We start from the raw sequence: 20708 nt of genomic DNA, 5'->3' as shown, positions 1-20708 counted from the left end.
CCCGTCCATGACGCGCGACGCCGCCCCTTGGGGCGGCGTCGTTCGTTACGGTGCGGGGTTGTCGATCCGGGCGAGGGCGGTCAGCCGGCGTCGGGCGCCGTCTCGGTCGGCGCGATCCACCCCCGCTCGCGGTAATAGCGCAGGGCCCCCTCGTGCAACGGTGCGGTGAGGCCGTCGCGGATCATCTCCTGAGGCGTCAGCACCCCGAGCGCTGGGTGCGAGGCCTTGAAGCGCTCGAAGTCGTCGAAGACCGCGGCCACCAGCCGGTAGACCACGTCCGGGTCGGTGGCCTCGGAGGCGACCAGGGTGGCCTTGACCCCGAAGGTCTGCACGGCCGGCTGGTCGGGGCCATAGAGGTCGGCGGGGATCCAGGCGCGCGTGAAGTAGGGGTAGGCATCCACCAGCAAGTCGACGATGTCACCCTCCACGTCGACCAGGACGGCATCGCACAGCCGGATGGCCTTGGCCACCGACGCGTTGGGATGGCCCACCGTATAGACCATGGCGTCGATGTTGCCGTGACACAGCTCCATCGCCTGCTGGTCGGCCGGCAGGTGGTGGATCGAGCTGAAGTCGCTGCGGCTCCAGCCCTCCGCGTCCATCAGCCGCAGCATGGTGCCCCGCTGGCCCGAGCCTGGGTTGCCGATGTTCACGTTGTGCCCGGTGATGTCCTCCAGGCGATGGATGCCGGCGCCCCGTCGCGCCACCAGGGTGAAGGGTTCGTTGTGCAGCGAGAAGACCGAGCGCAGGCTCTCGTCCGGCCCATCCTTCTGGAAGCCCTCCGTGCCCAGGGTGGCATAGAGGTGGAGGTCGGACTGGGCGAAGGCGAGCTTCAGCTCGCCCCGTCGCAGGGCCCTCAGGTTGGCGCTGGAGCCGTCGGTGGGCTGCGCCTGACAGGGCATATCCAGCGTGCGGCAGAGCGCTCGTCCAACCACGTGGTAGACCCCGGCCGGGCTGGCGGTGGCAATGACCAGGGGCTCCTCGTCCTGTGCCGATAGCGGCCCCGATAGCAGCAGGCCGCCCAGGAGGGCGGCCAGGAGTCCGGTGGATGCTTTCATGATGTACCTCGCGTAGAGCGTCTACCGCCTCACCAGGGCCCCGGGCCATCCCCGGGAGAGCGCCGAGGGCTGACTGCATGGCGCCGCGAGAGGCGGAGGGTGTCCGTGATTGTTAGGGATGATGGCAAGCTTCCCCGCGGCGTCGCTGCTGCCGTGTTTCCGGAGATGCCCAGACACCCTTGAGGTATAGCATGACGCGCAGGAGAGGAGCGGTGGTGTTTATCATCCTTCAAAGAGCGAAGTCAGTCTTATGACTGATACGCCTCACAGGATGCCGGCGTCGAGTCCCGCCGCCATCGCCATGCCGAGCTCCTCCACTCGGTCGACGAACGCCTCCTGCCACTCGCCGCGCAGGAGCAGCGGTGCCTGCACCCACTTCCAGCGCAGGCCGGCGACGATGCTCTCCACGGCGCGCCGGGTGCCGGTGCCGTCATGGCCGGCGCGCACGTAGAGCGCGCAGGGCAGCCCCTGCTGCTCCTCGAGCACCGGGTAGTAGCTGCGGTCGAAGAAGTCCTTGAGCGCACCGCTCATGTACCCGAGGTTCTCGGTGGTGCCGAGCAGGATGGCATCGCAGGCCCGCACGTCCTCGGGGCCCGCCTCCAGCGGCGGCTTGACCACCACCTCCACGGCCTCGATGTCCGGATGGCGCGCGCCTCGCGCGGCGGCCTCGCGTAGTCGTTGCGTATTAGGCGAGGGCGCATGGGCGACGATCAGCAGGCGGGGCATGGCGATCTCCCGGGGTTGAGGGTCGCCCGCCATCATGACATGGGCCGCGGTCGTTGACAGGCGCCGGCCTTTCTCCAAGGCTGATTCGGCGCCGTCGCACCGTCATCCCGACCATTCGACCTCCAGGGAGGTTGATCACCATGGCCTTTGCACTCTCGACCATGCAGCTGGACAGTTCCGCCGATGACCACCCAGGAGCGTGCCTACACCTCGCCCATCTGGTATACGCCGGGCGGCTGACACTATAGCGGACCTCGGTCGTAACTTTCCCGGGCCTATTCGGGCTCTTTCCGGCCTTTCGCTGCGAAGTCTACGAAGATCGGGTCTGGGCCGATTGCCCCATTTCACGTCGACCATCTCCGAGTCGATTTTCTGCGCGAACCGCACGTGGATCCGACTTTTTCGAATGTCCGCTGTTGGCCGAGAGCAGGCATGAGTGGGGTAATCGGGGACAGGTTCTCAATTACCCTCCTCAAGGCAGATTTTGCTCCCGCCATTGCGGGTCCCCTTCAGCGGGACCGCTGATAAGAAGCGGGAAAGGTCCCGTTACAGCGTCTCGTCCAGGAGCATGGCGAGTCGCTTGTGATGCAGGGCGTCGGCGGCCGCGTCGTAGGCGGGGGCGTCCTTGGCCGTGAAGCCGTGGGCTGCCCCCTTGTAGAGCTCCGTGGTGAAGTGCACGCCGGCCCTGGCCAGCACCTCGTCCATGCGGGCGATCTGCTCGGGGGGCAGTAACTCGTCCTTGTCGGCGTGGCCGAGATAGACGCGTCCCTCGAGGCTGCCGACCACGTGGACGGGACTGTTCGGGTCATCGGCCTCCGCCAGCCGTGCCGAGTGGAAACCGGCCGCGGCGGCGACGCGGCCGGGGTGTTCGGCCGCCATGCGCAGCGCGAAGGCCCCGGTCATGCAGTAGCCGACCACGCCCACCTTGCCACCCGCGAACTCGACCTGGATATCGATGCAGTCCAACAGAGCAGCGAAGTCGCGGGATTGTGCCTCGGGCGTCAGGTGGCCGGCATACTCGACCAGCGTCGGTCTCACGTCCGGGTCGCGGAAGGACCTGCCCGCCGGCACGACGGGGCCGCTCGCATCGCGGTAGTAGACGTTGGGCATCAAGACGGCATAGCCGTTGTCCGCGATCTTCTGGGCCTTCTCGTGATAGCAGGGGCGCAGGCCGCCGATATCGGTGAACAGCACCACGGCCGGAAGGGGGCGGTCGGCATCCCCGGGCGTGAAGACATGAGCGTCGATGGTGCCGTCGGCAGCGGGGATGTCGATAGAACGGGACATGAATGGGCTCCGGATGGTCGATGGCGTATGGATGTCGTCAGGGACGAATGGCACTGGAGACGAATCTAACCGGAGGTAGGCCCCGTTGATGAGGTCGTGACCCTCCTGCGCCGAAGATCCGCCGCCGCGCCTGTAGCATGGCCGTTTTCAAGTCGCACGACGGCTTGCACGCGGGGGCAGGTCTGGGGGTATCCATGAATGTGTCGAAGATCCGTGCATGACCGAACTCGTTAAGTGCCCGCTGCAAAGCTGCCCGGGTGCCTGGGGGAGGGGCGTCGCCGGCAGCCGATGAACTCCCGCCGGCCCGCCCTGTCCCTCGACATGGACCGTTGAGTAACCCAGGAAGGCCCCGCATGCCCGATCTACCCGTGTTGAAGGTCTATTACGACGGCATCTGCCCCGTCTGCCGGCGGGATCGTGCCCGCTTCGAGCGCTGGGCGGGGGAGGCCGGTCGACAGGTGGCGTGGTGCGATGTGACCGAGCACCAGGAGACGCTGCGCCAGAAGGGCATCGACCCCCGGGCGGCACTGCTGTCGCTGCATGTGGAAGAGGAGGGCGGGCGCATCGAGGAGGGGATCGACGCCTATGTGCTGCTGATGCACCGGGTGCCGCGGCTCAAGCCCTTGGCTTGGCTGATCAGCCTGCCGGGGCTCAAGCCGCTGCTGCGCCGGTGGTATGACCGCTGGGTACGCGAGCGGTTGGAGCGGGAGGGACGACTGCCCTGAGGGTCAGGACCATGCCGAATCGGGCGGCGTGCCCCCTGGCTGTTCACTGGTCAGAGCCTCCTCTGGCCTGAGCCTGGACCCGCCCGGGCAAGGGTGGCGGGTCTCTTCTTCCGGGCCTTTTCACCGTTCGCGGCGGGCGGACCAGTGGCGCTGCATCTCCAGGAAGGTGATCGAGGCCGACCAGGTGATCAGCATCAGGCCGATCAGCGCCTCGGTGCCGGTCATGAAGCGGATCGGGCCGGTCGGGACCAGGTCGCCGTAGCCCAGGGTGGTGAAGGTGATCGCCGAGAAGTAGACGTAGTCGAGGAAGTCGAGGCTCGCCATGCCTACCAGGTCGCCGGTCAGGGGGTGCGCGCCGAGCAGGGCGAGGGCCACGGCGAAGAGCCAGATCTGGGCGACATGGGTGCCGAACAGCACGAAGCTCAGCATCAAAAAACGCGCGCGCAGGGAGCGACGCGAGGTCTCCAGGCGCTGCCAGAGGCGCATCGACACCTCGTAGTGCATCAGGATGCAGACCAGGACGGTGACCAGGGTGAGCGCCACCGCCCAGAGATGGCCATTGTAGAGGGTGGCAACGAGCACGATGGGCATTCCCTTGAGTAGGTAGAGGGCAAGCCTAGCGCGATCCCGCCCCCATCGTCACCGGCCTGGCGAGGCGAGCGGCCCGGCGGGCTCAACGGGCGAGGCGGGGCGTCACCGGCCTTTCAGCTGGCGCTCCAGGCGCTCCAGACGGGGATCATCGGGCTGCAGGCCGCGCAGGCGCTCGAGGTGCGACAGCGCCCGGGGAATATCGCCGGCGGCGGCGTTCAGGTAGACTGCCGCATAGAGCAGGTCCGGCGCCTCGGGCGCCAGGACGAGCCCCTGCTCGAGGGCCGCCAGGGCCTGGGACTTCCTGCCCAGGCGATCGAGCAGCAGGGCGCGGTTGTAGTGGCTGCGCACGTGCTCGGGGCGCCACTCGACGGCCCGGTCCAGCCAGCTCAGGGCCTCGGCGAAGCGCTGCGCCTCGGCCAGCGAGAGGGCGAGCAGGTAGGCCAGGTGGGCGCGGTCGGGGGGCGGCATGTCCTCCAGCGCCAGGCCATCCTCCAGCACCCGCTGCGCCTCCTGCGCCTCGCCCCGCTGCGAGAGCAGCGTGACCAGGTTGCCTCGGGCGGGAAGGAAGTACGGATCCATCGCCAGCGCCGCCCGGTAGTGCGCGATCGCCTCGTCCGCCCGGCCAATCCGGCTGAGCAGCACGGCCAGGTTGAGGCGATTGCCCGGCAGGTCGGCATTCTCTCTCAGGCGACGCTCGTAGTCGCGCCGCGCGCTCAGGAGGTCATCGCGCCGCGCCTCGGGCAGTCGCATCAGCGAGACGCCGGCCAGCGCCTTCACGACCTCGTCGCGGACTGCCAGCAGCGGATCATCGAGCAGCGGCAGCAGTAGCGCCAGCCTGGCCGCGTCGGGCGCGCGGGCGAAGGCCGGGACGCTGGCGGCGCGCACCAGGCCGGCCTCGTCGACCAGGGCGGCCTCCAGGGTGGGCAGTGCCGGTACCCCGAAGTCGGCCAGGGCATCGATCGCCGTGGCGCGCACGATATCTGGGGTCGCCTCGTTCGCCACCAGCCGCTGCAGGGGGCGCAGGGCGTCGCTTCGCCCCTGGCGGGCGGCGGCGAGGATCTCGCCGTAGTGGGTGGCGCCGCGCTCGGCACGGGCGAGCTCGCCGAACCACGCCTGGATGCTCGCGGCCGCGCGCTCCGGGGACATGTCGTCGTGGCAGCGGGTGCAGGCGTCCGGGCTCCCCGTGGCCTCGGCGAGGTCCGGGCGCGGCACGCGAAAGCTGTGATCGCGCCGCGGGTCGACCACCATGTAGGTGGTCTCTGGCATGTGGCAGCTCACGCACTGGGCGCCCTCGCTGCCGGGCGTGTGGTGGTGATGATCGATGCTGTCGTAATCCGACGGGGTGATGCCGGGAAACCGCGCGGGGGGAGCGGCGTTGTGGCACTGGGTGCAGACGGCGTTGCCCTCGAGGCGCAGGCGGTTGGTATGCGGGTCGTGACAGTCCGTGCAGCTGACGCCGGCCTGATACATCTTGCTCTGGGCGAAGGAGCCATAGACGTAGACCTCGCCCTGGATCTGGCCGTCGGCGTGGTAGAGCCCCTCCGTCAACAGGCTGGGCAGGGCGCTGTCGAGCAGCGGCTGGCCATGTGCCGGGCCCACTCCGAGTGGCTGGCGGCGGCTGTGGCAGCGGGCGCACTGGCCGACGAGTTCCTGGCCCCTCATCCCGTCGAGGTCCACGCCCAGGCCCCTGTCCGTCGCGCGTGCCGCCGCATCCAGCGACGAGGCATCATGCTCTTCGGGTGACCAGGACTCGGCCCAGTCGAGGTGCGCCCGGCTCGGGCCGTGACAGCTCTGGCAGCCCACGCTCTGTTCGTGCCAGGTGGTGGCGAAGACGTCCTCCACCGGGTCATAGCCCTTCTGCAGGTTGGTAGAGTGGCAGTCGGCGCACATGGCGTTCCAGTTCTGGTAGCGCCCCTGCCAGTGCAGCGGGTCGTCCGGCGTGAAGGTCTGGCCGGGATAGAGCGAGAACCAGCGCTGGCCGCCGTCCTGCTCGTCGCGGGCGTCCCAGGCGATGGTCATGCCCTGCAGCCGGCCGCCCGGCAGCTCAATCAGGTACTGCTGAAGGGGAAAGTAGCCGAAGGTGTAGGCGATCTCCCAGGTGGCCTCGGGCTCGCCGGGGCCCTCGAGGGTGACGAGGAAGCGCTCCTCCTCGCGGTGGAAGCGCGCCTGGACCTCGCCCTCTTCCCCGCTCTCGATGAAGCGGGCGTCAGTGAAGTCGCCGAGCACGCTGTCCGGGGTGGCGGGGCGCATCGCCCAGCCGTGGTCGGAGTCCTGCCAGGCGGCCGCTTCCTCCCGATGGCAGCCGGCGCAGCTGCCTTCCGGGGCATAGCCCTCGGCCTCGCTGGCCAGGCGCGGCGAGGCGGCCTGGACGCTGTCGACGAGCAGCAGCGTCAGCAGGGTCAGTATCGACAGACGCCGCGTCAGGCGGCGACCGAGGTGAAAACTAGGAGCGGAGACGGGCGAGGCGAAGGCGTCCAATGCGATGGCACTCCCTGTGTCGTGCGGTGTCGTGTCGATTGCATGGCGAACAGACGTGACGCCGCCATGGCCCCCCGGAGGAGACCATGGCGGGTGACGAGCGGCCGATTATTGCATGGCCTTGGATGTGAACTCCTCGATCACGTTGGACATGTCGAAGGAGGCGCCGCCCTGCACCGGCGGGTACTCGGCCAGCGAGGCCAGGTGCTGCTGCATCAGCACCGACATGGGCTGGAAGAGCCAGGAGATCTTCTGCGTCAGATGGCCGTAGCTGTCCGTCGAGTCGTAGCTCTCGTAGGGATCCATGCGCAGGTTGAAGATCAGCGGCATGGTCCGTGGCACCACGTTGGCGTAGTAGTCCTCCTTGGTGGAGAAGTGGAACTTCCAGGGCCCCATGCGCACCGCGGTCAGCTTGTTCTCGTAGTAGTGGAAGATATGCGTTCGGGCGGACGCCTCGGCGTCACCCCGCCAGTACGGCAGGTTGTTGACGCCGTCGATGTACTGGTCCATCTCCGTCTTCACGCGCTGGACCGGATCCTCGATGCCGGCCGCCACCGCCAGGCTGGTGAACATGTCCTGGTGGCCCTGGATGCCGTTGCGCACGCTGCCGGCGGGAATCTCCCCGGGCCAGCGCAGCATCGAGGGCACTCGGATCCCGCCCTCGTAGGTGGTCATCTTCTCGCCGCGGAAGGGCGTCGTGCCGCCGTGTGGCCAGGAGCTGTGCTCGGGGCCGTTGTCGGTGGAGTACCAGACGATGGTGTTGTCGGCCAGGCCCTGCTCCTCCAGCCAGTCCAGCACGGTGCCGATGTCATGGTCGTGCTGCAGCATCCCCGAGCCGTAGAGGTCGGCCTCGGAGGTGTATTCCTCCGCGGCATAGCGCCACTCGTCGTTGAGGCGGGTGTAGAGGTGCATGCGGCTGGTGTTCAGCCACACGAAGAAGGGATCGCCCGCGCTCTTGGCCTTCTCCATGAACTCCAGGGCGCGAGGAACGATTTCTTCGCCATCGAAGTTCTCCATGCGCTCGCGCGTCAGCGGGCCGGTGTCCTCGATGGTCTGGGCGCCGATCACCCCGAAACGCGGCATCTCGGTGTCGTCGAACTCCTCGGTGGCGACGCTGTGGAGCACGCCCCGCGTGCCAAACCGCTTCTCGTAGGCTTCCAGTGAGCCTGAGAACGCCTCGCCGAAGCGCTGGTAGTCGCGCTGTTCCGCTTCTTCCTGGGTGTTGAGGTGATAGAGATTGCCGAAGAACTCGTCGAAGCCGTGCACGGTAGGCAGGTGCTCGTTGCGATCGCCCAGGTGGTTCTTGCCGAACTGGCCGGTGCGGTAGCCCTCCGCCTTCAAGAGTTCGGCCAGGGTCGGCGATTCGGCCTGCAGGCCCAGGGGAGAGCCGGGCTGGCCCACCGTGGTCATGCCCGAGCGGATCGGGTACTGCCCGGTGATGAACGCGGCCCGGCCCGCGGTACAGGAGGGCTGGGCATAGTGGTCCGTGAACAGCACCCCCTCGTCGGCGATCCGGTCGATGTTGGGCGTCGAGTAGCCCATCACCGAGTTTTCGTAGGCCGACAGGTTCGTCCAGCCGATGTCGTCGCCCCAGATCACCAGGATATTGGGGGGACCCTCGCCGCCGCCGGCCGCGCTCGGCGTCGTTGCGCCGGACTCCTCCTCGTGTTCGCCAGCCCATGCCGAGCCGCCCAGGGAGAGCGCCATCACCGCCGCTATCCCCACCGTTGTCGTGTTCATCCTCATCCTGACCTCCGAGTACTCGTGATACGTCCTTTGATCCTGGGCATGAACGGGCTCGTTGGGGAGTCACCTCGACGTCGGGCCGCACGCCCACTCCCTCAAGCTAGTCCAAGGCGCGGCGTTGGCAAGACAGGGGAGTGGCTCCGGCAGGGGAGCCCCGGTGCGTGCGCCGAGCCGCGATGACGCTGTCTCGGGGCGCTGCTAGGATGAAGCCATTCCTCATTCGGGTGGCCGGCCCCCGCATCTCGGGCGCGGGCCGGCCACCCTGCAAGGACGACACGATGACCCGCTCCCCCGTCGCCGAGGCGGCACCCGCTCAGGATCACCTCTCGCCGCTCAAGCTGACGCGCGTCGGCATCGATACCTACCGGGAGAACGTGGCCTACATGCACCGGGAGTGCGACCGCTACCGGGCCGAGGGCTTTCAGGCGCTGGCCAAGGTCGAGGTGCGGGCCGACGGCCAGCGCATTCTCGCCACGCTCAACGTGGTGGACGATGCCTCGATCGTCTCCTGCGGGGAGCTGGGGCTCTCCGAGGAGGCCTTCGCCACCCTGGGGGTCGCCGAGGGCCAGCCGGTGAGCATCCTGCAGGCCGAGCCGCCGCCCTCGATTCCCGCCCTGCACCGCAAGATCGCCGGCGAGCGGCTGACCCGTGACGACTTCCTGCATATCGTTCAGGACATCGCCGAGCGGCGCTACTCGAAGATCGAGCTGACCGCCTTCGTGGTCGCCTGCGACCGCAACGAGCTCGACCGGGAGGAGGTCTTCTACCTGAGCGACGCCATGAGCCGGGTGGGGCGGCGGCTCGACTGGCACGAGCATCCGGTGGTCGACAAGCACTGCATCGGCGGCATCCCCGGCAACCGCACCTCGATGCTGGTGGTGCCGATCGTCGCCGCCCACGGCCTGCTGTGCCCCAAGACCTCCTCGCGGGCCATCACCTCGCCCTCGGGCACCGCCGACACCATGGAGGTGCTGGCCAACGTCGACCTGCCCTTCGAGGAGCTGGGTCAGTTAGTGCGCACTCACCGCGGCTGCCTGGCCTGGGGCGGCACCAGCCAGCTCTCGCCGGCCGACGACGTGCTGATCTCGGTGGAGCGTCCGCTCTCCATCGACTCCCCGGGGCAGATGGTCGCCTCGATCCTCTCCAAGAAGGTCGCCGCCGGCTCCACCCACCTGCTGCTCGACATCCCCATCGGTCCCCATGCCAAGGTGCGCTCGATGCCCGAGGCGCGCCGGCTGCGCAAGCTCTTCGAGTTCGTGGCCGGGCGCATGGGCCTGACCCTGGACGTGGTGATCACCGACGGCAGCCAGCCGGTGGGGCGGGGCATCGGCCCCGTGCTGGAGGCCCGGGACGTGATGCGAGTGCTCACCAACCACCCCGATGCCCCCATGGACCTGCGCCAGAAGGCCCTGCGCCTGGCCGGGCGAATGCTGGAGTTCGACCCGGACGTGCGCGGCGGCGACGGCTTCGGCCTGGCCCGGGACATCCTCGACGCCGGCCGGGCCCATGAGAAGATGCAGGCCATCATCGCGGCCCAAGGCGCCCGGCCCTTCGATCCCGAGCAGCCGCCGCTGGCGCCGCACTGCCTGGAAGTGACCGCTCGCTCCGGCGGCGTGGTGACCGCCATCGACAACCTGCAGCTGGCGCGCATCGCCCGGCTCGCCGGGGCGCCGCGGGCCGTGGGCGCCGGGATCGACGTGCTGGCGCGGATCGGCGATACGGTCGAGGCCGGCCAGCCGCTCTATCGCGTCTATGCCGCCTACCCCAACGAGCTGACCTTCTCCCGCCAGGCCAGCGAGCGCGACAGCGGCTTCGCCATCGGCCAGCCCGACCAGATCACCCGACTCAACGTGGAGTGCTGATGAGCCCCGTACTGCTCTACTGCGACGACGAGGCCGCCGCCGCCTGCCGCCTGGCCGAGGCCGCGGGGCTGACGGCGGTGGCCATCGCCCGCCACCGCTTCCCCGACGAGGAGCTGCGCCTGACGCTGCCCCTTGCCGATACCGCCGACTTCCCCGAGACCCTGGTGGTCTACCGCAGCCTCGACCGGCCCAACGACAAGCTCGTCGAGCTGCTGCTGGTCGCCCGCCATGCCCGGGCCCAGGGCGTGCGCCGGCTGGTGCTGGTGGCGCCCTATCTCGCCTACATGCGCCAGGACATCGCCTTTACTCCCGGCGAGGTGGTCAGCCAGCCGCTGATCGGCCACTTCCTCGCCGAGCTGTTCGACGCCGTGATCACCGTCGATCCCCACCTGCACCGCATCGCGCGCCTCGACCAGGCGATTCCCCTCGACCACGCCGTCGCGCTCTCCGGGGCGCCGCGCCTCGCCGAGCTGATCGCCGAGAAGCGCGCGGCTCCGCTGCTGGTCGGCCCCGACGCCGAGGCGCGCCAGTGGGTGCAGAGTGCGGCCGAGGCGACCGGCTTCGAGGTCGGCGTCTGCCACAAGACCCGCCGCGGCGACCGGGACGTGACGATCCGGCTGCCGGACCTCGACGTGGCCGGCCGCCAGGTGGTGCTGATGGACGACGTGGCGAGCTCCGGCCATACCCTGGCCCGCGCCGCCGAGGCGCTGCTCGGTGCCGGGGCGGCCTCGGTGGACGTGGCCGTTACCCACGCGCTCTTCGTCGACGATGCGCTGGCGGTGATCGAGGCCGCCGGGGTGGGGGAGGTGTGGAGCACCGACGCCATCGCCCATTCGAGCAACGCCATCGCCCTGGCGCCGCTGCTGGCGCCGGCCCTCGCCCGGGTGCTGGCGGCCTGGCGATAGCTCGCGCGGCCCTCTCGAGGGCATCGTCAGATCGAGGAAGCCGTCAGGAGCGCTCGGCGAAGGGGACTCGGCAAGAAGGGGGCGGGCAAAGCGACGAATAGCGGGGGTTTTGCGCGGCTGTTCCCGGCCTGGGCGCCTTGTGCAGGTTATATCGTCATGTTCTTGTTTAAGGTCGACGGTGGACTGCGGAAGGGGGAGGCGCGATGGACATGACGAACGGAGCCGTACTGCTGGCCGGCGTGGCCCTGACCATGGGACTGGCGGCCGTGGGGGTGCTCTGGCGTCTGCGTCGCGACCGCCGCCCCGAGCGACCTGCCGAAAAGGAGCGCGCCGAGGCCGCCCCCGAGATGCCGGCGGCGCCCCCGGTCGAGCCCCCCGCGCCGCAGGCACCGAGCGCCCCGGCCGCGCCCGAGCCCGAGCAGGTGGCACGGCGCTTTCGTGTCGCCGCGGACGGCGAGGTCCGGCAGTGCCTGTTCGTGGTCCTCGACTGGCCCGGGCTCGATACCAATCGGCGCATCCGCCGCCGGCTGGAGGAGGTCGGGGCGGTCTACGACGCCCGCCAGCGGGTCTACAACATCCATCCGCCGCGCACCGGCTATCGCATGATGATCGCCAACAGCACGCCGCCCGGCGCGCTGCCGCCCCTGCACGAGGAGGGGGAGCACCCGGTGGTCGACGGCCTCTCCATCCTGGTGCATTTCCGCAACCGGCGTCGCGTCGCCCACAGCCCCGATGCGCTGATCGACTTCACCCGCTCCATCGCCGCGCTCGGCGGCAAGATCCTCGACGCCGAGCGCCGCGAGGTCAGCGACGCGGAGTTCGAGCAGCTGCGCGGCGCCACGCCCTAGTCGCCGCGCCCGGGGGCGTCGCGATGGCCGGGCGCGCCGCTAGCCGGCGTCCTGCTCCCCGCTCCCCTCGGGCTTGGCGCTCCCCTGATGGGCGAGGGGCCCCGCCTCATCCAGGCGCGGGTGGTGGTCGAGGAACTCGCGATGCGGGTCGGGCAGGGCGTCCAGGGCCTGGACGGTGTGGGTGATGGCGTGGATCGCCGCCAGCACGTCCCGGGTATGGCCGGTCTCGGAGATGGTGTGCATGTTGCGGATCGGGAAGCCGATCGAGGTGGCCACGCAGTCCACGGCGGCGAGCACCCCGGCCATGCCGTCGGTGCCGGTATCGGGCCCCACGATGTCGCGTTGCATGGGGATGCCCTGCTCCCGGGCGGTGGCCTCGATGATCCGGTTGAGCTGCTCGCTGGCGATGGCGCCCACCGACATGGTGAAGCCCTTGCCCATCTCCAGCGGCTGCATGCGCCGGTCGCCGATGCCGGGGGCGGCCACGTAGTCGTGGTTCACGTCCACGGCGATGATGGCGTCGGGACGCAGTTCCCCGGCCAGCACCCGGCTGCCGTAGCGGCCGATCTCCTCGTAGCTGGCGATCGCGAACAGCACGCGCATCTGCTCGGTGCCGCCCGCCTCGGCGATCAGCCGCGCCACCTCGGCGGTGACGAAGCAGCCCAGGCCGTTGTCCAGGTAGGCGCCGTAGAAGGTGTCCGGGCTGAAGCCCGGGCGGATGGGTCGGTTGAGCAGGATGGCGTCGCCGGGGCGCACGCCGAGGTTCTCCACCTGCTGCTTCTTGTTCTCGCCGTGGATCTGCAGGTCGAGGTAGATCTGCTCCTTCTTGATGCCCTTCTCGCCGGAGCGCTGCGCCGGGTCGGAGAAGTGGATGGCGCCCAGCGCCTCCACGGTGCCGCCCTCGAGGCGCCGATAGCGGCCCGGCGCCGCGGGATCCTCGCTGAACAGCGTGACCTCGTGGCCGATCAGCACGCCCGGCAGGAAGGAGTCGGTGTTGATCCAGATCTTGCCGTCCTCGCCGATGGAGCGCACCTGCATGCGGATCTTGTCGGCGTGGCCGATGATCATCACCTTGAACAGGTCGTCGCGGCCCGGGTGGGTGTCGAGCACCACGCCGGCGTGGCCCTTGAACTGCTGGAGTCGCCAGTGCGCGGGGGTGGTGGCCTCGAAGCGGGGCTTCAGCACGCCGTAGGTCATCGCGCCCTCGAGTCCCACGGGGCTCGGGGCGGCGAGGATGCGCCGCATCAGGTCGAACTGCGCCTCGGGCATGGCCTGGGTCCAGGGGGCTTGGGGATCGCTCATGGGCTGCTCTCTCGATGGCTCGGTGTAAAGGGTCCGCTCACGGCGTAGGCGGTGAGCCTGGATCCACAGGATGCGGCCTCGCGGCCCGGGCGCGCAAATCAGCGACGCAGCCAGTAGCCCCGGCCCAGGGGCCCCGGCGGATCGTCGATCACCGGGGAGTGCGCGGGATCGAGGGCAGGCGAGAGCGGGGGGTGACCCGCGGGGGGCTCGGCCGCCAGCAGCCGGCGGATGCGTTCGCGGGTCGAGGGGTGGGTGCGCAGCCACTCGGGGCCGGCCGGCGGATGGCGGCCGAAGAGCGTCAGCAGCCAGCGGCCGTGATGACGCTCCAGCGCGGCCAGTGCCGAGGCCAGGCCCCGGGGGTCACCGGTCAGGCTCGCGGCCTCCAGGTCGGCGGCGTACTCGCGGTGGCGGGAGAGGGCCAGCTGCAGCAGGGTGCTGAGGGTGGGCGAGAACGCCACGATCAGCAGCACGCCCCAGGGCAGTCGCAGCTCGCCGGCCAGGATCATCGGCAGCATCAGCAGCAGGCTGACCTGCAGCAGCGTGGTGAGAAAGAGCGTCAGGCGCGTCATGGCCGCGGCCATCGACATCACCCGGGTGTCGCCGTGGCGCAGGTGGCTGACCTCGTGGGCGAGCACTCCGGCCAGCTCGCGCAGGGTCAGGGTGCGCAGCAGGCCGGCGGTGACGGCGATGCCGCCGTCGCGCCGGGTGCCCACCGCGAAGGCGTTGAGGTCGGGGGAGGGCGTGTAGAAGAGCCGCGGCGGCCCGGCGAGTCCGGCGCGTCGATAGAGGGCGTCGAGCAGGCGATAGAGGATCGGCGCCTGATGGCGCTCGACCAGGCCGGCGCCGGCCTCGGCGAGGATCACCCGGGCCGGCACCCAGCTGCCGGCCAGCGCCCCGACGACCGCCGCGGCGAGGCTCATCAGCAGGCCGAGGCCGCCGGCCAGCAGGTAGCCGGGGACCGCCAGCACCAGCGCCAGCCCACCCATGATCAGCAGGGTCTGCAGGCCGTTCTTCAGGCGGCTTTGCTCGCGACGCGCGGTCTCGGTCGTCATGAGGCGCGGTGACCTGAGGAGGGTGGGCGATACGCCCAGTATCCCTCGTCGAGGCAAGGCTGTCATGGCCGGCGACGGCCCCGGCGGACGGTGATGCAGGCAGGCCAGGCCCCTCGCGGGGCCTGGCCTGGGTCAGGGGTGGCGGCGTGTCTCGTCGGGGACCGTGTCGAACGGTCGGTTGTGGCCGGCGGGTGCCTTCCTGGCGCCGGTGCGCGGTCGGGTCAGTGAGACAGGAGCAGCGCGGCTGCCGGTGTTACTTCCACCAGCGCTCCTGCTCTGGGGTCGGCCCCTGATAGGTCTGCCGAGGTTCCTGGGAGTGGATACGTTCGGTACCCATCATCTGTTCGCTCGTGTCGGCGATGCCCTGATGCAGACGAGCACTGCGCTCTTCCAGATAGGTGGAATCGCCTGCCAGGGAGGCACTCACGGAGAACAGACTGATCACCAGGATGGCCGTCAGGGTCGTGAGTTTCATGGGACGCCTCATCGTGTCGTGGCGCTGACGCTGTGGGGTCGGTCCGGCGCCAATCATCGAACCGATCCGCAAGTGTCCATCTTCGCAGGGGATCGCCGGTCGGGTGCGGGCGTGCCCTGGCGGACACTCGGGGTGCCGGTCGTCAAGGCGTGCTGAGCAAGAAGAGGGTCGCGTGAAAGAAGGAGGGGCTGGAATTCACATGACCGCCGTGGTTCTTTGCGCTGGCCTTCCGGTCGCCGCCGCGGGCACCTTGGCGCTGGCTCTAATAGTATAGTGCCCGGTGCTCGCGGCGCGGCACGCTGGCGCCCGAAAGCACCCCCTGGCCGGCGAAAATCAGGCGTTCGACTGGGCGTCGCCGCGGCCCTATCGGCCCCTGAGATGACAAAGGTAGGGCGCTGGACCCGGGCCCCGGGGCGGCGCCCCGCGAGGCTCCGCGGCGCCTCGTCCCGGCTATTCCTTCGGGCCCGGCGTTCGGCCCCTGTCTTCAGGCCTTCAGCCGGTGCAGGGTGTCGACCAGCCGCTGGCACAGGGCGTCGAGGGTCTGCTGCTGCCCGTCGTCGATGAGCCGGCCCCGGTCGTCGAAGGCCTCGGCGGCGCGGGCCACGGCGAGCTGGTCGGGCAGCACGGTCACGCCGATGTTGGTGAGCAGCTGGCGGGTCAGCGTCAGGCTGCGCAGGCCGCCGAGCCCTCCCGGGGAGGCGGAGACCACGCCGGCCAGCTTGCCCGCGAAGAGCGCAAGGCCGCTCTCGCCCTGGTGGGGGCGGCTCAGCCAGTCGATGGTGTTCTTGAGCAGCGGGGTGATGAAGCCGTTGTACTCCGGCGAGGCGATCAGCAGGCCGTCGTGCTCGGCCAGGCCGCGCCGCAGCACCAGGGCGTTCTCGGGCAGGCCCCGCTCGGCCTCCAGGTCGCCGTCGTAGAGGGGCATCGGGTGGTCACGCAGGTCGATGAAGGTGGGGCGACCACCCGCCCGCTCGATGCTCTCGGCGGCCTGGCGGGCCAGCCGCTTGTTGTACGACCCGGCGCGGGTGCTGCCGGCGAAGACCAGGATGCGGGGGTGGGGCTGGCGATCGGTCATGGGGCTCTCCTCGTCGTTCCGTCGATGTGGCGCGCCTCCCGAAGAGGGAGGCGGGGCCTGCCGTACCATCCTCGGGGTCATGCCGTATTCTGGGGCCGTCGGCCACCCGGTGGTCAAGCCTGTCGTTCACCGGGTGCGTCGGCGAGGGCGCGTCGCCCCGGGTCCCCCGTCATCCCCGGATCTCGGCGATCACCTCGCCGGTGGCCTCGCTCAGCCCTATCTCCTGGAAGCCGAGGCCGGCATAGAAGTCCCGGGCGACCTGGTTGGTGGGCACATAGCAGATCAAGATGCGCTCGAAGGGCCCCTGCGCCCTGATCTCGTCCAGCACACACCGCAGGGCCCGGTGCCCGATGCCTCGTCCCTGGTGGTGTCGGTCGACCATCAGTCGAAAGATGCTGTAGGCGGGAAGCCGTCCCTCCTGCTCTAACGACTCGTACATGAGAAAGCCCGCTACCTCGCCGTCGCAGTGAATGGCGCGGGGTCGGAGGGTGGGCTGGAAGGACGATTCGGCAAGGGAGTAGAGGTTGCTGGCCACATAGCCGCGCTGGGAAGTCGCCACCTCCAGCGCGATGACGGCCTCGAAGTTCTCGCGGGTGACCTGCTTCAGTACGACGTCCATGGTGTGCTCATCTACGCGGAGTGTCAGGGGCAGCCCGGGCAGGGGCTCGCGGAGGGGCCATTCGTGGGTCGGGGATCCGGATGCAGCGGGACACCGTGCCCAGCCGGGGGCTGGCGATGTGGAGGGTCACCTCGCCCTCCCCCTGGATCACCCATTCGGCATGGGCCTGGTGGCCGTTGCCGCGGGAGCGCTGGTACCAGGGCATCTGGGCGCCGTCGCCGAGGCCCCGGCCCCAGCCTTCCAGGTGGCCCAGCCGCTGGCGTGCCCGGGCGGGGTCGTGGAGCCGACAGCCCGTGGTGCTGGCCTCGGCTTCCAGTCCACTGTTCCAGGGGCGCTGCCGGGCCGCCTGGACGCCGTAGCTCGGCAGGTAGCCATGGTTGGCGACCGTCACCTCCAGGGCATGGAACCCCTCGCCCAGGGGCGTGCAGTGCACCGCCTCGATGACGAGGCGCGGCATCATCGAGGCGACCCGCAGCCAGTAGCTGCAAAGGCCGTCGCAGATCGCCGGCAGCTCCTCAGGCGGCGGGTTCCAGATGCCGAGGCACGGATCCAGTCCGCCGACCTCCACCTCGCCCAGCTGAGGGTGCGTCATGGGATGCCAGTCGTCGAACAGCCGTCCGCCGTTGCTGACTCGATCCCACCGGGCGAGCCGCGCCATCTGCTCGCGGTCCAGCGCGGTGTAATGGTCGATGAAGCGTTCGGGACGGGGCAGGTCGAGGCGCTGGAAGAGGTCCCAGAGCTCGCAGACCTGGGCCAGGCAGCCGCGCTGGTGATAGGCGAATTCGATGAGGTCGCCATGAAGCGGGGTCTCCGGCTGGTAGCTGAACTCCTCGAAGCTGCTCACGGTGGGGTAGCCGGTGAACGAGGCGCCCCAGGCGGCCAGCTGTCGGTAGATCGCGAGGTCCTGGGGGTCCATGTCACGGTCCGGGGCATCGACCAGCGGACGGATGAAGACCCCCCCGAAGGTGTGGAGGTTGAGCCAGGCGTAGAGGTTCGGGTGGGCGAGGGCGAAGTCGATGATGGCCCGGGTCTCGGGGGCGTCGCCGGGGTAGTGGCCGGCGCCGACCTGATCCGGCTCGGGCCGCCAGCCCCAGGGAAAGTTGCGGTTGAAGTCCGGGGTGTCGGCCAGCCAGTCGGGCTCGGGAACCGTCACCCCATCCCAGTGATCGATCATCCCCTCGGGATAGAGCCGCCAGTAGGGGGGCGGGTCCTCCACCTGGCGAGGCAGCATCAGGCCCGGGTGGTCCGATGAGGCGACGAAGTCGCCCGCCTCGTCCTGGCAGCGCAGGTAGCGGCAGCGACCGTCGCCGTCCAGGTCCTCGCTGCGCCAACTCGGGCGATCGGGGCTGCCGGGGGTTCGCCGAGGGGCGGAGCGCACAAAGCCGCCCTGGCGCAGCACCTGCTCGGCGCCGTCCGGCGAGATGCGCGGGCAGACATGGAACAGTACCTCCCGCAGATGCCGGCACTGGTGCTCGGGGCACTCGACCGGCAGCCGGTCCGGGGCGAGGTGCAGCGCCAGGACCATCTCCGCCACCGCCAGGGCGACGCTGGAGCCGGCCAGTTCGGTCCCGTGCATGTTGCCGTCCACCCAGACGGCGGGACGCCGGCGATCCGGCTCGGGGCCGAGGGTCAGCACCCAGATGTCGCGCCCCTCGGGGCTTACGCCAATGCTTTCCAGGCGGGCCAGTCGGGGGTGGTCCCGGGCCCAGGTCTCGAGCTGGCGGGTCAGCGCCTCGTGGCTGAGGTAGCGGCGGCGGAAGAGGCCATTGAAGGTGTCCTGGGTCATGCCGATGCCTCGCCGTGTCGTGTCGCGCTGTCAGTATGGCGCATCCGTGGGGAAGCGGGCCTCGGCAGGGCGGCTTATCCCTCCCGGGCCCGCTGTGCCAAGCTGTCAGCGGGATGAGCAACGCGACGATGCGAGGCCACATGAACGATCGGCGGCGGGACGCACTGGAGCAGGAGCATCGGCCGGAGATGATCGAACGGCGGCTTCGCGCCCCCTCCCGTCACCGGCACCTGCCCGATGCCATCCTCGGCGGTATCGACGGCTGCGTGACCACCTTCGCGGTGGTCACCGGAGCCTTCGGCGCAGGGTTCTCCTCCACGGTCGCGCTGGTGCTGGGGGTCGCCAACCTGCTCGCGGACGGCTTCAGCATGGCGATCAGCAACTACGAGGCGGTCCATGCCCAGCGCGAGCATCTCGACGGGGTCCGTCGCACCGAGCATCACCATATCGATGTGGTGCCGGAAGGGGAGCGCGAGGAGATCCGCCAGATCTTCCAGCGCAAGGGGTTCACGGGGGAGACCCTGGAACGGGTGGTGGAGACCATCTGCAGCAATCGCGAGACATGGGTGGAGACCATGGTGGCCGAGGAGCATGGCCTGCAAACGGTCGGACTCAGCCCGATGCGCTCGGCGTGGGCGACCTTTCTGGCCTTCATGGTCGTCGGCGCAATGCCGCTCGTGCCCTATGCGATGCCGTGGCTCGATCCCACACGGCAGTTCTTGGCGAGCCTGGCGGTGGCCGGGCTGATGTTCTTCCTGATCGGCATGGGCAAGAGTCTCGTCTATCACCAGCCGCTGCTGACGTCGGGGCTGCGGACCCTGCTGATCGGCGGGGCCGCGGCGGGACTGGCCTTCTTCACCGGCTACTTGGCACAGGCGATGTTCGGCCTGGGCCCCTGACGGGAGCGGCTCAGGAGGCGGAAGTGTCGTCGCTCGGGTCGGCGAAGGCGCTGCGATGGAAGGCGGCGGCCGCCTCCACCTCGGCCACCCCGCAACTGCCGGGCGCCGGGGGAGGCGCGCCGGCCAGCACCGAGAGCACGGCATGGGTGCCCCGGGCAAGCGACTCGAGGTTGTAGCCGCCTTCCAGCACGAAGACCAGGTGGCCGTCGCAGTGTCGCTCGGCGAGTGACTGCAGCAGGCCGGTCATGGCCCCGAAGCCCTCGTAGGAGACGTTCAGCGCCAGGTCGTGCCAGTGCGGGTCGAAGCCCGCCGAGACCAGGATCAGGTCGGGGCGGAACCAGTCCGCGGCGGGGAACAGGATATCGCGGAAGGCCTTGAGATAGGCCTCATCGCCGGTGCCCGCGGGAACCGGAACGTTGATGATGGTGCCCTCGCCGCGGCCGGCCCCGACCTCTTCGAGCTGACCCGAACCGGGGTAGAAGGGGCTGGCGCGGTGGATGTCGAAGAACAGCACATCGGGATCGGCCCAGAAGATCTCCTGGGTGCCGTTGCCGTGATGGGCGTCCCAGTCGATGATCATCACCCGCCGGCAGCCCAGGGCTTCTCGGGCATGGGCGGCGGCCACCGCGACGTTGTTGAAGAGGCAGAACCCCCTCGCTCGAACCGGCTCCGCATGATGGCCGGGAGGGCGCACCAGGGCGAAGGCACTCTCGGACCGGCCCTCCATGACGGCCTCCACGGCGGCGATGGAAGTGCCGGCGGCGACCTCGGCCGCCTCGATGCTGCCCGGTGAGACCGCCGTGGTATCCACATCCAGCCAGGCATTCTGTCCCCGCAGGCTGAAGATCTCGTTCAGGTAGGTGGTGGTGTGGACCCGGGCGAGCTGTTCGCGGGTGGCGGCACGCCCCGGTTCGAAGCTGAGACCGGCAATCGGTTCGCGCTCCAGCAGATGGTGAATGGCGCTCAGGCGCCCGGGATGCTCCGGGTATTTCCATGGGGTGCCGAGACCGGCGAGCAGCTGACGAATCCGCTTGTCCATGCGGTCGGGCAGGAAGGGCACCTCGATGTTGGGGTGGTGGTCCAGCATTCGTTCGTCGTAGAAGGTGATCACGCGGGTCTGGTCGGCCACGATGGCAACTCCTGAAAGGCAGAACGACACGACACCCGGTAGCGGGTGCCTGGGTACACCATAGCCGGGATGTGCCACAGCCTGCATTCAACGCAGGCCGCCTCTCCGTCCGGCATTGAGCTGGCGCGTCTTCGGTCGGACAACG

The 20708-nt window shown here is 69.7% G+C and carries 19 protein-coding genes; 6 read left to right on the top strand and 13 right to left on the bottom strand.

What is annotated here, in order from left to right; all coding sequences use genetic code 11:
- Positions 1-80 precede the first annotated feature (80 nt).
- On the bottom strand, positions 81-1058 hold the full coding sequence (locus tag C9F13_RS15825; protein WP_108447212.1) for a TAXI family TRAP transporter solute-binding subunit: 978 nt from the start codon (positions 1056-1058) through the stop codon (positions 81-83).
- A 264-nt stretch (positions 1059-1322) separates the two neighbouring features.
- Complete coding sequence (locus C9F13_RS15820; RefSeq protein WP_108447211.1) at positions 1323-1784, bottom strand: flavodoxin family protein; 462 nt, start codon at positions 1782-1784, stop codon at positions 1323-1325.
- Between the two features lie 147 nt (positions 1785-1931).
- Between C9F13_RS15820 and C9F13_RS17875 the strand changes: the two genes are divergently transcribed.
- Complete coding sequence (locus C9F13_RS17875) at positions 1932-2024, top strand: DUF3604 domain-containing protein (RefSeq protein WP_108447210.1); 93 nt, start codon at positions 1932-1934, stop codon at positions 2022-2024.
- A 306-nt stretch (positions 2025-2330) separates the two neighbouring features.
- On the opposite strand, the gene C9F13_RS15810 is transcribed toward C9F13_RS17875, so the two are convergent.
- Entirely contained in the window at positions 2331-3071 is a 741-nt protein-coding gene (locus tag C9F13_RS15810) for a dienelactone hydrolase family protein (protein WP_108447209.1), read from the bottom strand.
- A gap of 353 nt (positions 3072-3424) precedes the next feature.
- On the opposite strand from C9F13_RS15810, the gene C9F13_RS15805 reads away from it, so the two are divergent.
- Positions 3425-3796 (top strand): thiol-disulfide oxidoreductase DCC family protein, encoded by a 372-nt coding sequence (locus C9F13_RS15805; protein ID WP_108447208.1) that lies wholly within the window; start codon positions 3425-3427, stop codon positions 3794-3796.
- A 120-nt stretch (positions 3797-3916) separates the two neighbouring features.
- Here C9F13_RS15805 and C9F13_RS15800 read toward each other — a convergent pair whose 3' ends face one another.
- From C9F13_RS15800 to C9F13_RS15790, 3 genes are all read right to left on the bottom strand, one after another.
- Positions 3917-4378, bottom strand: a complete 462-nt coding sequence (locus C9F13_RS15800; RefSeq protein WP_245888808.1) for a potassium channel family protein — start codon at positions 4376-4378, stop codon at positions 3917-3919.
- A gap of 111 nt (positions 4379-4489) precedes the next feature.
- Positions 4490-6865, bottom strand: a complete 2376-nt coding sequence (locus C9F13_RS15795) for a tetratricopeptide repeat protein (RefSeq protein ID WP_211310985.1) — start codon at positions 6863-6865, stop codon at positions 4490-4492.
- Between the two features lie 108 nt (positions 6866-6973).
- Entirely contained in the window at positions 6974-8605 is a 1632-nt protein-coding gene (locus C9F13_RS15790; RefSeq protein WP_211310984.1) for an arylsulfatase, read from the bottom strand.
- A 284-nt stretch (positions 8606-8889) separates the two neighbouring features.
- Here C9F13_RS15790 and C9F13_RS15785 point away from each other — a divergent pair, with 284 nt between their 5' ends.
- The 3 genes from C9F13_RS15785 (at position 8890) to C9F13_RS15775 (ending at position 12226) form a co-directional block, all read left to right on the top strand.
- Entirely contained in the window at positions 8890-10473 is a 1584-nt protein-coding gene (locus C9F13_RS15785; RefSeq protein WP_108447205.1) for a thymidine phosphorylase family protein, read from the top strand.
- Positions 10473-11378, top strand: a complete 906-nt coding sequence (locus tag C9F13_RS15780; protein ID WP_108447204.1) for a ribose-phosphate diphosphokinase — start codon at positions 10473-10475, stop codon at positions 11376-11378. Before C9F13_RS15785 ends, C9F13_RS15780 begins: the two co-directional genes overlap by 1 nt.
- 209 nt (positions 11379-11587) lie before the next feature.
- Positions 11588-12226 (top strand): cell division protein ZipA C-terminal FtsZ-binding domain-containing protein, encoded by a 639-nt coding sequence (locus C9F13_RS15775; RefSeq protein ID WP_157955217.1) that lies wholly within the window; start codon positions 11588-11590, stop codon positions 12224-12226.
- Between the two features lie 39 nt (positions 12227-12265).
- Here the strand turns inward: C9F13_RS15775 and C9F13_RS15770 are convergent, their stop codons facing one another.
- The 6 genes from C9F13_RS15770 to C9F13_RS15745 form a co-directional block, all read right to left on the bottom strand.
- Positions 12266-13528 (bottom strand): M20/M25/M40 family metallo-hydrolase, encoded by a 1263-nt coding sequence (locus tag C9F13_RS15770; protein WP_108447202.1) that lies wholly within the window; start codon positions 13526-13528, stop codon positions 12266-12268.
- A gap of 98 nt (positions 13529-13626) precedes the next feature.
- On the bottom strand, positions 13627-14580 hold the full coding sequence (locus C9F13_RS15765; RefSeq protein WP_108447201.1) for a zinc metalloprotease HtpX: 954 nt from the start codon (positions 14578-14580) through the stop codon (positions 13627-13629).
- A gap of 253 nt (positions 14581-14833) precedes the next feature.
- Positions 14834-15055, bottom strand: coding sequence for a hypothetical protein (locus tag C9F13_RS15760; RefSeq protein ID WP_108447200.1), 222 nt, complete (start codon positions 15053-15055; stop codon positions 14834-14836).
- Positions 15056-15539: 484 nt separating this feature from the next.
- Positions 15540-16130, bottom strand: coding sequence for an NADPH-dependent FMN reductase (locus C9F13_RS15755; RefSeq protein ID WP_108447199.1), 591 nt, complete (start codon positions 16128-16130; stop codon positions 15540-15542).
- 169 nt (positions 16131-16299) lie between these two features.
- Entirely contained in the window at positions 16300-16749 is a 450-nt protein-coding gene (locus C9F13_RS15750) for a GNAT family N-acetyltransferase (RefSeq protein ID WP_108447198.1), read from the bottom strand.
- A gap of 7 nt (positions 16750-16756) precedes the next feature.
- Positions 16757-18535, bottom strand: a complete 1779-nt coding sequence (locus C9F13_RS15745) for a M14 family metallopeptidase (RefSeq protein ID WP_108447197.1) — start codon at positions 18533-18535, stop codon at positions 16757-16759.
- A 140-nt stretch (positions 18536-18675) separates the two neighbouring features.
- On the opposite strand from C9F13_RS15745, the gene C9F13_RS15740 reads away from it, so the two are divergent.
- A complete protein-coding gene (locus C9F13_RS15740) occupies positions 18676-19434 on the top strand; it encodes a VIT1/CCC1 transporter family protein (RefSeq protein WP_108447196.1) in 759 nt (252 codons plus the stop codon).
- Between the two features lie 10 nt (positions 19435-19444).
- Here the strand turns inward: C9F13_RS15740 and C9F13_RS15735 are convergent, their stop codons facing one another.
- Complete coding sequence (locus C9F13_RS15735; protein ID WP_245888807.1) at positions 19445-20563, bottom strand: histone deacetylase family protein; 1119 nt, start codon at positions 20561-20563, stop codon at positions 19445-19447.
- Between the last annotated feature and the right edge of the window lie 145 nt (positions 20564-20708).

Source organism: Halomonas denitrificans (assembly GCF_003056305.1).
In the GTDB taxonomy this organism is placed as follows: domain Bacteria; phylum Pseudomonadota; class Gammaproteobacteria; order Pseudomonadales; family Halomonadaceae; genus Halomonas; species Halomonas denitrificans.
This window is presented reverse-complemented; position numbering and strand designations above follow the sequence as displayed.

Bases quoted from the DNA above. Each gene is read 5' to 3' on its own strand.
- C9F13_RS15825 (WP_108447212.1), bottom strand. From the start codon at position 1,058: ATGAAAGCATCCACCGGACTCCTGGCCGCCCTCCTGGGCGGCCTGCTG.
- C9F13_RS15820 (WP_108447211.1), bottom strand. From the start codon at position 1,784: ATGCCCCGCCTGCTGATCGTCGCCCATGCGCCCTCGCCTAATACGCAA.
- C9F13_RS15810 (WP_108447209.1), bottom strand. From the start codon at position 3,071: ATGTCCCGTTCTATCGACATCCCCGCTGCCGACGGCACCATCGACGCT.
- C9F13_RS15805 (WP_108447208.1), top strand. From the start codon at position 3,425: ATGCCCGATCTACCCGTGTTGAAGGTCTATTACGACGGCATCTGCCCC.
- C9F13_RS15790 (WP_211310984.1), bottom strand. From the start codon at position 8,605: ATGAACACGACAACGGTGGGGATAGCGGCGGTGATGGCGCTCTCCCTG.
- C9F13_RS15785 (WP_108447205.1), top strand. From the start codon at position 8,890: ATGACCCGCTCCCCCGTCGCCGAGGCGGCACCCGCTCAGGATCACCTC.
- C9F13_RS15780 (WP_108447204.1), top strand. From the start codon at position 10,473: ATGAGCCCCGTACTGCTCTACTGCGACGACGAGGCCGCCGCCGCCTGC.
- C9F13_RS15775 (WP_157955217.1), top strand. From the start codon at position 11,588: ATGACGAACGGAGCCGTACTGCTGGCCGGCGTGGCCCTGACCATGGGA.
- C9F13_RS15770 (WP_108447202.1), bottom strand. From the start codon at position 13,528: ATGAGCGATCCCCAAGCCCCCTGGACCCAGGCCATGCCCGAGGCGCAG.
- C9F13_RS15765 (WP_108447201.1), bottom strand. From the start codon at position 14,580: ATGACGACCGAGACCGCGCGTCGCGAGCAAAGCCGCCTGAAGAACGGC.
- C9F13_RS15760 (WP_108447200.1), bottom strand. From the start codon at position 15,055: ATGAAACTCACGACCCTGACGGCCATCCTGGTGATCAGTCTGTTCTCC.
- C9F13_RS15755 (WP_108447199.1), bottom strand. From the start codon at position 16,130: ATGACCGATCGCCAGCCCCACCCCCGCATCCTGGTCTTCGCCGGCAGC.
- C9F13_RS15750 (WP_108447198.1), bottom strand. From the start codon at position 16,749: ATGGACGTCGTACTGAAGCAGGTCACCCGCGAGAACTTCGAGGCCGTC.
- C9F13_RS15745 (WP_108447197.1), bottom strand. From the start codon at position 18,535: ATGACCCAGGACACCTTCAATGGCCTCTTCCGCCGCCGCTACCTCAGC.
- C9F13_RS15740 (WP_108447196.1), top strand. From the start codon at position 18,676: ATGAACGATCGGCGGCGGGACGCACTGGAGCAGGAGCATCGGCCGGAG.